This window comes from Syntrophomonas sp. DTU019 (assembly GCA_913757435.1).
Taxonomy (GTDB): domain Bacteria; phylum Bacillota; class Syntrophomonadia; order Syntrophomonadales; family Syntrophomonadaceae; genus DTU019.
Map to the genome: position 1 here is coordinate 1122588 of CAJYDM010000001.1, position 12215 is coordinate 1134802.

The 12215-nt window shown below is 50.5% G+C and carries 9 protein-coding genes; 3 read left to right on the top strand and 6 right to left on the bottom strand.

Translation table 11 applies throughout. The annotated features are described in order from the left end of the window. Positions 1 to 151 precede the first annotated feature (151 nt). Positions 152 to 3688, top strand: coding sequence for a glycoside hydrolase family 130 protein (locus AC15IQ_RS05670; protein WP_483177698.1), 3537 nt, complete (start codon positions 152 to 154; stop codon positions 3686 to 3688). 275 nt (positions 3689 to 3963) lie between these two features. Here AC15IQ_RS05670 and AC15IQ_RS05675 read toward each other — a convergent pair whose 3' ends face one another. From AC15IQ_RS05675 to AC15IQ_RS05695, 5 genes are all read right to left on the bottom strand, one after another. Then, positions 3964 to 4995 (bottom strand): hypothetical protein, encoded by a 1032-nt coding sequence (locus AC15IQ_RS05675; protein ID WP_483177699.1) that lies wholly within the window; start codon positions 4993 to 4995, stop codon positions 3964 to 3966. Continuing rightward, entirely contained in the window at positions 4985 to 6163 is a 1179-nt protein-coding gene (locus AC15IQ_RS05680; RefSeq protein ID WP_483177700.1) for a glycosyltransferase, read from the bottom strand. Before AC15IQ_RS05680 ends, AC15IQ_RS05675 begins: the two co-directional genes overlap by 11 nt. A gap of 69 nt (positions 6164 to 6232) precedes the next feature. Continuing rightward, complete coding sequence (locus AC15IQ_RS05685; protein ID WP_483177701.1) at positions 6233 to 7612, bottom strand: phosphomannomutase/phosphoglucomutase; 1380 nt, start codon at positions 7610 to 7612, stop codon at positions 6233 to 6235. 86 nt (positions 7613 to 7698) lie between these two features. Further along, entirely contained in the window at positions 7699 to 8742 is a 1044-nt protein-coding gene (locus tag AC15IQ_RS05690; RefSeq protein ID WP_483177702.1) for a mannose-1-phosphate guanylyltransferase, read from the bottom strand. Between the two features lie 203 nt (positions 8743 to 8945). After that, positions 8946 to 10121 (bottom strand): THUMP domain-containing class I SAM-dependent RNA methyltransferase, encoded by a 1176-nt coding sequence (locus AC15IQ_RS05695; protein WP_483177703.1) that lies wholly within the window; start codon positions 10119 to 10121, stop codon positions 8946 to 8948. Between the two features lie 285 nt (positions 10122 to 10406). On the opposite strand from AC15IQ_RS05695, the gene AC15IQ_RS05700 reads away from it, so the two are divergent. Together AC15IQ_RS05700 and AC15IQ_RS05705 are read left to right on the top strand one after the other, a co-directional pair. After that, the gene (locus AC15IQ_RS05700; RefSeq protein ID WP_483177704.1) at positions 10407 to 11291 is read left to right on the top strand and encodes a YitT family protein; all 885 of its coding nucleotides are present in this window, start codon (positions 10407 to 10409) and stop codon (positions 11289 to 11291) included. Between the two features lie 120 nt (positions 11292 to 11411). Then, positions 11412 to 11570 (top strand): Flp family type IVb pilin, encoded by a 159-nt coding sequence (locus AC15IQ_RS05705; protein ID WP_483177705.1) that lies wholly within the window; start codon positions 11412 to 11414, stop codon positions 11568 to 11570. 22 nt (positions 11571 to 11592) lie between these two features. Here the strand turns inward: AC15IQ_RS05705 and AC15IQ_RS05710 are convergent. Beyond that, positions 11593 to 12215, bottom strand: a 623-nt coding sequence (locus AC15IQ_RS05710) for a hypothetical protein (protein WP_483177706.1), incomplete at its 5' end; no start/stop codon positions are given.

Sequence of the window (12215 nt, forward strand, 5' to 3'; positions counted from 1 at the left end):
AAACAGGGCTTTTTCAGTGGCCGCGCACGTCCCGGTGTAACGGTGTAAAGCCCGTCGGTTTTATCTTTGGAATACTTTCATATTCGCCTCCTTTATTGCACATAATTATTGCAGGATGCCAATTTTTTGTGCATGAGAAGGAGGACCAGCCTTGACTCAAACCATATTATTAAAATGTGAAGAAGCATTTGATCAAACCATAGCCGGAGTTATTCCGCGGCTTAGAGAAATGGGCAGCTACGATCTGGTTATCGGCATACCTTTTCATGAGAATAAGGAGCAATTTCTGGCCTTATTGGAATCAGTCGATCAAGTTTTGACTTCATGGATAGGTAAACGTCAACTGCTGTTGATGGTTGGCGACCATTCGGCCGCTGATTTCCTGGGTGATGTTGCAGAATTGCCGCTAAAGCACCCTCACCTGGAGTTTATTCTGCCCGGTCCCTGCAGCGGGCGGGGCGGCAGCATCCGTGCCATCATAGAGATAACCAAGCGTTTGGAAGCCGATTTGATCATTTTTAGCGCCAATATGAATACCCCTGAAGGACCGGGCATACAGGGGGAATGGCTGGAAAGCCTGCTCAACCCGATCCAGGGTCCCTATGACATGGTGGTAGGGAGCATGAGACGCCATTTGGGGGTGGACAGCATCGCCCACATGCTGACTGCACCGGTCATGGAAACCTTCTACGGTTTCCGCATGACTGATCCTTTAGGGGGCATCTACGCACTGTCCCATGATCTGGTGGAAGACTTGGCCCATGAAACCATGTTCTGGGGAGAGCACATAAATGGCTACGGCATCGACTTCTGGTTGATAACCCGGGCCTTATGCTGGAACAAGAGCATCTGCGAAGTCAGCCTGAATGGGGATATCCAACCGGCCTCCCTGGCAAAGCGCAACCGGGTATTTCGGGATACCGCGCAGATCATCTTCGAAGCCGCCAGCCGCGACACTGCCGTCTGGGTGCAGGACAGACTGGTGGTAAAAGTAGCCGACATCCTGGCCAACAACGATGTCAAACAAGCTGATATCGGTCATCATGATCCCCAAGACTTGCTGGACAGCTTTCATGAAGGCTTGAGGCAGAATTATGATCTAATGAGACAGCTCTTCGATTATGACCTGGTTCAGCAGATCACCGGTCTTAATGAGCATAGCTTCAATCTAGACAATCGCCTCTGGGTGAAGCTGCTCACCGAACTGGCCATAGATTACAGTTTTGAAGAACTTGATAAGGGCCAGATACTAGACCTGCTGACCGCTCTATATAATGGCCGGGTGGCCAGTTATGTGCTGCAGATGCAGCAATTTAAAGCCTTGTTTGCGCAGCTGGAGAGCAGCGAACAGGATGCCCTGTTAGTTTCCAAAATGAACACTATTAGGCGCCAGCTGACTGATGAGTTGCTCTGCTGCAAACCGGATTTTATACGGCGCTGGATGAACAAAAAGGAGCAGCTCAAACCTGCTCTGATACCCCTGGGATATATGGAATACGTGCCCGGCAAACCATTGGTCATACCCAAGAAAATCCGTGGCAAGGATGAGCGCATCGTACAGACCGACAACATCTTCCGCAACTTGCGCAAGAGCTATGATGAAGAGTTCGCCGCATTTATCGGGGATGGGTTGGGACTGCCGGTCAAGGGTCCGGCTGCTGAACTTATCAGCGGGGTGGAGCGCTTCATGGAAAGCCTGGAACGGGCGATGGGCGAAATAATGCCCGGCGACCTCAGCAGCAGCGACGGCGTGGCCGAATTCATCTCCCACCTGCTGGAACTGGTGGATACCAAGGCCATGTTCACGGTGCATATTGACAAGATCAGGGAGATGTTGGTCAGGTTCCCGCCCATCAACTTAATGATCCCACTCGGGTATTATAAGCCGGAACAATTGATTGAAAAGATGGACCCGCGTGATGCGGTGACATTCGCCAATCTCATTGAGGACCGCTCTTATAGCACCCGGGATCTGAACTGGTTGGCAGAGACCCTCAAACCGGAACATTTTGAATGGGTGCCGATAAAAATCATCATTATGCCCGAGGAGATACAATTGGGCATTCTGGGTCGGGGCAAGATATCCACTGCCAACCACATCGCCGGCCGCATAACGGTTCGTCCGCAAATGCCCGGGACTGGGGGGAAATACCCTCGGTTAAGATATTTGACCAGCATTTTGCGCCGCCTGGCGGTGGCCGAACATTTTTCCGAGCTTAATCAGCAAAACGTCGGGGAACGCAAGAATATCGGCGCCAAACTGCGCAACTGCATGAATGTGGCGCAAAAAGGCGAAGAATTCTCGGTGCATAACATCTTCGAAAACCACCATCATCGCAGCCTGGTCAATAAGATAGAAGCGCTGGCGGGCAGGTTGGAAGATACGGGGAAAGCCGAATATGCCCGCTTATTCCGCCTCATGGCCCAGGGTTACGGCCTGTCGCAAGTTTTGGAGGAAGGCACCTTCTTGACCTGTACCGCCTGGAGCTGGGCCAGCTACAGCTTTAAGGGCGGGCTCAAAATTCCCGGCACCTGGACCACTACGGTGGAGAACCGCTGGTTTAACCATGACTTTCTGGAAAACCTCTATCTGGAACTGGGCTATGATCCCGAAAATATTATGCAACTAGTATATCGCATGATCCTGTCCGGCAAGAGCAACCAGAATCTCTTGGATACGCTATTGCCCACCCGGCCTAAAGATGTGACTGTAGTGGTGCAGGAGACCACCAACCAGCCTAGTAAAAACCTGATACGTTATCCCGGCAATCCATTATTGGAGCCCATTGAGGAAAATCCCTGGGAAGCCAAATATGTGCTCAATACTGGAGCCTTGCGCTTTGGTGACAAGGTCTACCTGTTCTACCGCGGGGTGGGAAATGATGGCATATCCCATATCGGTCTGGCTGTCACGGATGGCTATAAAGTATTGGAACGCCTTCCTGAACCAATATTCTCGCCTTCCACTCCAGAAGAACGTATGGGCTGCGAAGATCCCCGCGTGGTAGTAGTGGAGGACAAAATCGTCATGCTCTACACCGCCTACGACGGCAACCTGGCCCAGATAGCGGCTGCTTCCATCACCTTGAAGGATTTTTTGTCCGGCAATTACAAGGCCTGGAAACGGGAAGGGCTGGCCTTTAAAAACATTTGGGATAAAGATGCTATACTGTTCCCGGAACGGATCGGCGGCAAATACATTGTCTATCACCGCATTGAGCCCAGTATATGGGTAACCTACAGTAAGGAGATCAAATTCCCCATCAAAGAAAAACACGCCATTATCCTGGGACCGAGACCGGGCCGGATGTGGGACTCCTTAAAGATAGGCGCCGGGGCACAACCGCTCAAGACCAGACACGGCTGGCTGTTGATTTACCACGGGGTGGACTACAATTATGTTTACAGCCTGGGAGTTTTTCTGGTCGACTTGCAGGACCCGCAAAGAGTGATCTACAGATCGCCCAATCCCATCTTACAGCCTGAAGAGGATTATGAGATCGGGCTCAGCGGGGCATGGGTGCCGAATGTGGTATTCACCTGTGGGGCGGTGAGCGACAAGGATAAAGATATATTGGATGATGACGACCTGGTGATGGTATATTATGGCGCCGCCGATACCAGCATCGGTGTGGCCACAGCCACAGTAGCTGATTTGATCCCGGCTGAATACCGCCGCAACAATTGACCTGACCGTGCATGAAGACAATAAAGTGCCCCGGATAAAACCGGGGCATTTCTTTCGCTGAGGACATTTGTCTGTTGAACCAGCACCTTTTTCTGCAACGATTTTCGCTACAGAAAAGGTCTTAAATCTTTAAAAAATGTCATGTCATTATGATGCATAGCTGAGGAATCTTCTTATTACGCTAGTTTCAAGATCTTGCACTAACGTTTAAGGATGCCAAACCGGACTTTTTCAGTAATCTCGAACATCCCGGTGTAACAGTGAAACATGAAGGTTTAGGCCAGAGATGCCCGAACCAATTCATTATCATTCTTGTTAGTCTGTTCCATCTTACCCAGCAAGAGCATAGTACTCAGCATAAAGGAAAGCACCGCTTCGGCGCCCTGATTCTGGTTGACGCCGGTGTTGGTGAGGGCGTCAAAGCATCCTCCGGTTCGATTGTCATAAAGCGGCATGCCTTGCGCATTCTCACCCATGTACCACTTGTAGCCTTTAAAGGCTAGTTCCCGGTAATCCCGGTTGCCGGTGGTCTGGTAAGCTTCGTAACAAGCGAATATTATCGAAGCTGCATCGACCGGCTGCTGGTCATAGAGCGGAATGCTGCGTGAGCGCTGGTACCATCCCTCATTACCGATAATGTCCAGCCGGCCGTGGCGGAAAAGTATATCATTGAGGAAATTGATGCTCTCATAGGCTACTCTGCGAATCCTTCGTTTATGGTTTATTCGGTATACCGCAAACAAAGCCTGTGGCAAGATGCCATTACAATAAGTCAGGTAATTTTCAAACCAGTACCAACCCTGGCTGCGATTGTTATGGTAAAGAGACAGCAAATGCTCACAGAGCTGATCGCGCAGCCACTGCTGGTACTCATCAGGCTGAGGATGCTTGCACAGTGCCAACAAACTGTAAGCCATACCGCGAGGCGACGTAAACTGCTCGGACTTGGGCAGATGGAAATTAAACATCTGCTGGCACAGTTTCGCCAAGGTTTCATTGGTGCTGGAAATCCCCAAGCCGGCAGCTATTAAAGCCCTGCCGATACTGTCATCAGAATCGAACTGAGAGAAGTAGCGGCCATGATTATAGAGATTGGACCAACTGCCATCGGGCTGCTGCGCCTGATTCATGAAGCGGGCGTACTTAAGGGCCAATTCCTGTCCATCTTCCAGGAACAAAGCCGCTATCAGGGCCCGGGCGTTATCGTCCAGGGTATAGCCGCTCCCGGCATCAGGCGCCGACAGGGCAGAAAATTGCAGCATGCCGATATTGTCGGTCATTCTTCTCAAGTGGCGGTCATCGAGCATAGCTCATCGTTCCTCCATCCTGACTGACGCTGGGTTCGGGGCCTAATATACTCTGTGTCAATTTGACATATTGTTTGCCCACGTTGTTCCAGGTCCAGCTCTTTCCCAGGCGCAAGGCCTTGTCTTGCAGTCGCAATTTCAAGCTGCGGTCAGACAGGATCTTTTTCATCAGTTGGGCCAATTCTTCAGGTTCGGTGCCCTTGCTAAGCAGCCCAGTCCCTTTGTCCAGCATCTCTTTGGCATAGGCGTAAGGAGTGGAAACAATGGCCCGGCCGCATCCCAGCGCGAAGGCCATGGTGCCGCTGACCGCCTGGTCAAGGTTGGGATAAGGACTAAGGTAGATGTCGGTAAGATACAGATATTGTCCCAGCTCTTCATCATCAAGAAACTTGTTCACGAACAGAACCTGTTCCTCTAAACCCAGTTTTTTAACCAGTTCTTCCAACATGTGACGGTATTTCTCGCCTTCAGTTTTGACCAGCATGGGATGAGTCTGCCCCAGGATGAGATATCTGGCATTAGGGAACTGGGAAGAGATGTGTGCAAACGCCTGTATACCCAATTCCAGGCCTTTCCCCGGTCCGATCAATCCGAAGGTGCTGATGATGTCGTAGCCTTCCAGTCGGAGTTTGCGCTTTAACAGCCGGGCGTCCTGCTTCTCGAAATTGGGCACTCCGTGAGCAATAACTCTGATAAGGTCGCCAGGAGCTTCGTAGAGATCGGTCAAAAGGTTGGCGGAGTGCCTGGTCATGGCCACGATCCCGCTGGCATGATAACACAGCGTCTCCAGTATATGTTTCTGATGACTGGAAGGACGCGGCAAAACGGTGTGACATATCAATATATACGGCTTGGTTAAGCTTTTGACCAGATCGATGACATAATCGCCGTCGGTACCTCCATATATGCCGTACTCATGTTGAATGATGGCTATGTCGATACGGGGATTGAGATTGATGGATGAAGCGGCTTGTGAGTATTGTGATAGCTGATCTTGTTGGAGGTTGAAGATCACCTCTGGAGGATAATCGTACTCATAGGCTCGGTCTGAAACCGCCAGGACTGCCACCTTATGTCCATTAAATAACAGGCTTTCCCTTAAATCCATGGAAAAAGTAGCAATCCCGCACTGTTTGGGGGGATAAGTTCCCACGTTTATAAAATTCACTTTGTTCACTCCTTGTCGTCACATTACACAGGTACACATTAATTTAAGTTTCCCTGCGAATCGCAACATTTATACCTGGCAAGTCTGGAGTGAATCCACCTCTATTCCCACATTTTGTAAGCAGACGAAGAGCTCCGCTTTAATCTGCTCCAGGTCTTCAGGGGTCTTGCCTTCACAGCGCACGATCAGTTCCGGGCCGGTATTGGAGGCACGCACCAGTGCCCAGCCATGGGGAAATAGAATGCGGGCGCCGTCTATCTCGTTGATACGGTATTTGTCCTTGAAATAAGCTTTGACCTGCTCGACCACCAGAAACTTCTCCTCATCGCTGCTCTTCACGCGAATTTCCGGGGTGGCGTAATAAGTATTGATGTCGGCCAGCATTTCAGTGATGTTGGCCTCGCTGTGAGACAATAAGGCCAACAAGCGGGCTCCGGCATAAAGGGCATCATCGAAACCGTAGTATTCATCGGCAAAGAACATATGCCCCGACATCTCTCCGGTAAAAATAGCCCCGCTTTCTTTCATTTTAGCCTTGATCAATGAATGGCCGGTTTTGTAGATCAGGGGCTTACCACCCAGTTTTTCTATCTCATCAATCAGGCTCTGTGAGCACTTGACCTCTACTATGCAGGGGAGATCAGGATAACGGGGCAGAATATCCCGCCAGAACAGTATCATCAACAGATCGCCCCAGATCATGTTGCCGAGACTGTCCACTACTCCCAGGCGGTCGCCGTCGCCATCGATGCCTATGCCCAGGTCGGCTTGATGCTCTTGCACCAGCTTCACCATGTCCACCATATTGTCAGGGTTCACCGGGTCGGGGTGATGATTGGGAAAACTGGCGTCTGATTCACAGTATAGTTCGATGACCTCACAACCCAGGCTGCGAAATACTTCAGGTGCAAACAAACTGGCCGTGCCGTTGCCGCAATCCACCACTATCTTTAATTTCTTGGGTCCCATTTTGATCAGGTTTTTGATGTTTTCCTGATAGGCCCCAGCAATATCAACATATTTTAAGCTGCCCCGCGGCCCACTGACAAAACGCCGGTCTTCGACCATGCGCCTGATTTCCTGAATCTGCTCCCCGTATATGGTGGACTCACCCAACAAAAGTTTACAGCCATTGTATTCACCGCCGTTATGGCTGGCGGTGATCATCATCCCGGCGGGAATGTTGAGATAGCGGGCTGCGAAATAGAAAATGGGGGTGATAACCAGACCCAAATCTATGACCTGGCAGCCCGACTCCTGCAGGGCATTGACCACGGTATCGCGGAATTGCGGAGAAGAAAGGCGATTATCCCGGCCTACCAGGACGGTATCATAGCCTTTGCCGCTAGCCATGGCTGCAAAAGCCCTGGTTATCTGATCCATGGTTTTATCATCCAGATCCCGGCCTACCACGCCGCGGATGTCATACTGCCTGAAAATATTTTTCATTATTAAGCCTCCTCAACTTGTTACAACCCATAGTCATTATTTGTATAGAGCCGTGCTATGGATTAACATGGGCTTGACGATCCGGTTTACAGCAGATCCTCACGGCCCATGGCCTTTAAAACCTCGGTCAGATCTCGTATATCCTGGCATTTATTGCGGTCTGCCACCATGATCACATCATCTGTCTCTACCACTACCAGGTTTTCTACCCCAAACAGGACGATGGTTTTATCCGCCTGTTTTACTATACAGCGCTGGCTGTCCATGGCGATGATGTCCCGTCCTTCACAGACATTCTCCTGTTCATCGGCGGGGCGAATCTCGGAATAGGCATTCCAACTGCCCAGATCACACCAGCCCAGGTCGGCGGGAACCACCGCCATGCGGTCAGATTTCTCGGCTATGCCATGGTCCATACTGATGCTGGGCAATTGACTGTAGGACTGTTTGTAATGCTCGTATCCGCTCTTGGCCACACTGTAGATATCCGGCAGATGTTTGCGGAATTCCTCCGCCAAGACCCCGATCTTCCCGACATAAATGCCCGCATTCCACATAAAACGCCCGGTGTCTATGTAGGTTTGAGCCAGTTCTGCATCAGGCTTTTCATAAAAGGAATTGACCTGATAAACCTCTCCAATATTACCCACTTCCCATTTGGTCTTCTCTATATAGCCATAGCCGGTTTCGGGGCGATCGGGCTGAATGCCGATGGTGACTATATGTCCCTTTTCCGCAGCCAGGCTGGCCTTTTTCAAGCTGCTGCTGAACACATGCTCGTTCAGTATATGATGGTCTGCGGGGAATATGCCCAAGACTTCGTCGCGGTTATTAGCGTATTGTGATAAAACCAGACCGACCGCTGGAGCGGTATTTTTCCCCTCCGGCTCGCTCAAAACCTCTATCTGATTCCGGTCTGGACGCATTTCCACCAGCTCACTGATGGGAGCCAACAGATCATCGCCGGTGATGATGATTATTTTACTGCAGCCCGCCTGTTTGAGGCGGTCAATGGTATGGTCGAGCATGGATTTATTGCCCACTAATTTGCAGAGCTGCTTGGGATGCTGAATGCGACTCTCCGGCCACAAGCGTACGCCCCGGCCGCCTGCCAAGATCGCTGCTATCATGTAAACCTCCACAGTCTAGTGAATTTACCAAATGCGAAGTGGTGGCAATATCTGTCCCACTAAGGGTATGGCTTATTATATCCCTTTATTGACAAAATGATGCAGTTGCTGCTGATGGCCCCTATCATACGGCCGTTCAACTTTTAAACGCAGGTACCGCTGCAATAAATACTGCTCAAAAACCCGCTAGTCCAAACGACAATTCAAGAATATGTTCGCTCTCCCTTGGCAGCAAATGGGCCCTTGATCTCCTGCGGGCGGGGGCCATAGAACTGGTAAAAGGTGCAGGGAATGCGCCCGTTAAAAAGCTTCCTGCGCTTGTCGGCCTTGCGTCCCATAGCCTTTTCCAAACCTGGATAAGGGGTCAGCACATAGGCTGACCAGGTGCTTAATCCGGACCAGGCCCTGGCCAGGTCGTGATAGATCTGCTTGATTTGGTTATCATCCAGCAGCCGCTCTCCGTAAGGCGGGTTGCAGATCAGGTACCCGAATTGGTGTGCAGAGCTGAGATGTTTTACTGCCTGGCTTTCAAAGCGGATCTGTTCTGATACTCCGGCCCGCTGCGCATTGGCCTGTGCCAGGGCTATGCAACCCGGGTCAATATCATAACCCACTATGCCCAAATCACCATACATAACTGCCTTGTCACGGGCCTCCTGTCTTGCTCTGGCCCAAATTGCCGGACTAAACTGCGGCCACTGCTCAGCGTCGAAACTGCGCTTCAGCCCGGGAGCTATGTTGCAGGCCAGCATGGCCGCCTCAATCAAGATAGTGCCTGATCCGCAAAAGGGGTCAATCAAGGGTCGATCCTTTTTCCAGCGGCTTAGGGAAACCATGGCTGCCGCCAGGGTTTCCTTCAGCGGTGCGGCTCCCTGCTCCCGGCGGTAACCGCGCTTGTGCAGCCCGGCTCCGCTGCAGTCCATGGTGATGCTCACATTATCATCCAGGAGGGATACTTCAAGTTGGTAAAGAGGCCCGTCTTCGGGAAACCATTTTTGCGGGTAGTATTGCCTCATCTTTTCCACTGCGGCTTTTTTTACGATAGCCTGGCAATCGGATACGCTGTAGAGCTGTGATTTGATAGATTTGCCATTTACCGGAAAGCTCGCGTTTTTTGGCAGCCAATCCTGCCAGGGCAAGGCCCGGGTGCCTTCAAACAGCTCGTCAAATGTGCGGGCGGTAAAACTGCCCACCTCTATAAGTAGGCGGTCGGCGCTGCGCAGCCACAGACTGCAGCGGGCCATCGCTTCCAGACCGGCAGTGAAGCCCAGACGCCCGTTTTCTACCTTTAAATCTGAGTATCCCAGCTGTTTCAATTCATGAGCCACTATGGATTCGAGGCCGAATGCCGCTGTAGCCACATAGCGAATTTGGTCCATCAGTGCTATCCTTGTATAAAGTTTCTATTATTGTACTACATTTCGCCACTTGCCCAAAACCGACCGGATGAGTGGGGGGCATCATTGATCAATAACCTTATATAGGGCAGATGACCCTGTCTGCCCGCATGTACTTGACAGAAAGAACATTCCGATGTAACCGGTGTTATGCTAAAGGTGTAACCCTTTAATTTACCTAATGTAATCCTACGCTAACCGATGAGTAGGACATTATGAAGGGGCCCATCCCAGGATAAACTAAACCTAATTATTGAGGAGGTTACCATGAAGATAGCTCTGCACCGACCGAATTTCAGCAAATGGATAGAACGCATTACCTGGCAGGATATACTGGGCATTATCATCGGTTCATTGATTGCAGCGGCGGGAATTCAATGCATACTGGTGCCAGCCAGTCTCCTGACCGGCGGGGTCACCGGTCTGGCCATCCTGTTGCGTTATTCTACCGGAATTGAAATAGGACTCTGGGTGCTGCTGTTGAACATTCCCATATTTCTGGCCGGATACCGCTTTATCAGTCGGCGCTTCACGATTTACAGCCTGGTTGGGGTATTGTCCCTGGCAGGATTTTTGCATTTGTTAAAATACTTTCCCTTCTTAATTGGGGACCCTTTGCTTTCGGCCTTATTAGGCGGTGCATTGAGCGGACTGGGATCGGGAATTATCTTTCGCAGCAAGGCCTCATCCGGGGGGACAGATATAATAGCCATCATTGTTAAGCGGCTGTGGGGTTTTAATATTGGGCAAACCTCTTTGGTGGTCAATTTGTTGGTAGTGGGGTTACTGGCCCTGATAAGCGATATTAGCCTGGCGATGTATTCTGCCATTGCCATTTTCGTGTCATCTCAGCTAATAGACCAGGTCGAAGCCGGGCTAGGTATAACCGAGACTACTTTCATAATCTCTCCGCATTATGAGGAGATCGCACACGCCATCCTGCATAATCTAAACCGGGGCTGTACCTATCTGCCGGCCCAGGGGGCTTTCTCCGGTCAGAGTGAGATGCTGATCCTGGTCACCGTAGGCCGGATGCAGCTGCCGCGATTGAAAGAGATGGTGTTAGCCATCGATGAATCCGCTTTTATGATCGTTACCAACAGCATCGAGGTCTATGGGCGAGGTTTTAAGGCTAGGGCCGCCGAATATTGAGGGCAAAGCTATGAATTTGTTTACGTTTGCATCAGAAAAAAGAGAATAATTAGAATTAATGCAAATGTTTTATTCTATCGATACTATAACTTAATACTGAATTTATAGGAGGTTATTGGGGTGGCTATAATAAAACGCCTGATTCATGAGGACGAAGGCCAGGGGATGGCCGAATATGCCCTAATACTGATTTTTATCGCTGTGGCTTGTATAGCTGGATATACAATGTTTGGGCAGGCACTTAATGCCAAGGTCAGCAGCATGCCGGCCGCTTTTTAATATGTAGAATAGTCTGATTTACTCAATAGACATTTGTGATGCTGACACCGCTATACTGACCTGAATAAACCGGAATAGCACCCTGGGGGTTCTTTCTTACCTGAGTTGCACCGCCGCTATTGGTTACAGTTACTTCATAATATCCCTGAGGCAATTCGACAGTAATGGTCTGCCCGGCATTGATGCTGCGTTTGACACTGCCTGCAGAACCGCTGATACTCACCTCATAAGCAACCCCGGCCGGGGCTGCCCCTTCCACATTCATGGTGATCTGCATAAATCCTTTTACCGGAACCGGAAATCGATTGGTTATAGTCACGTTGACGTTCTGCCCTGATGCCAGGGCTATGTTGCCGTCAATGGATTTGCTGTAAGACAAAGCCCCTCCGTTCTGTGTCTCAACTACATTATATGTACCGGGCGGCAGGGATACCGTCACACTTTGACCGGCTCTCAAGCTATGGCGGGCAACTTCGCGGTTGTTGTCCACATCATTTATGGCCACCTCATACACAGCTGTAGCCGGGGCAGCCCCGGTGGTTTTTATGCTCACAATTATTTTCCCTGGATTGGGCAGCAGGTTCACAGACACATTGGTCGGTTTGATGGGGCCAATACAATATACGGCTCCGCTCCAGCATTCTT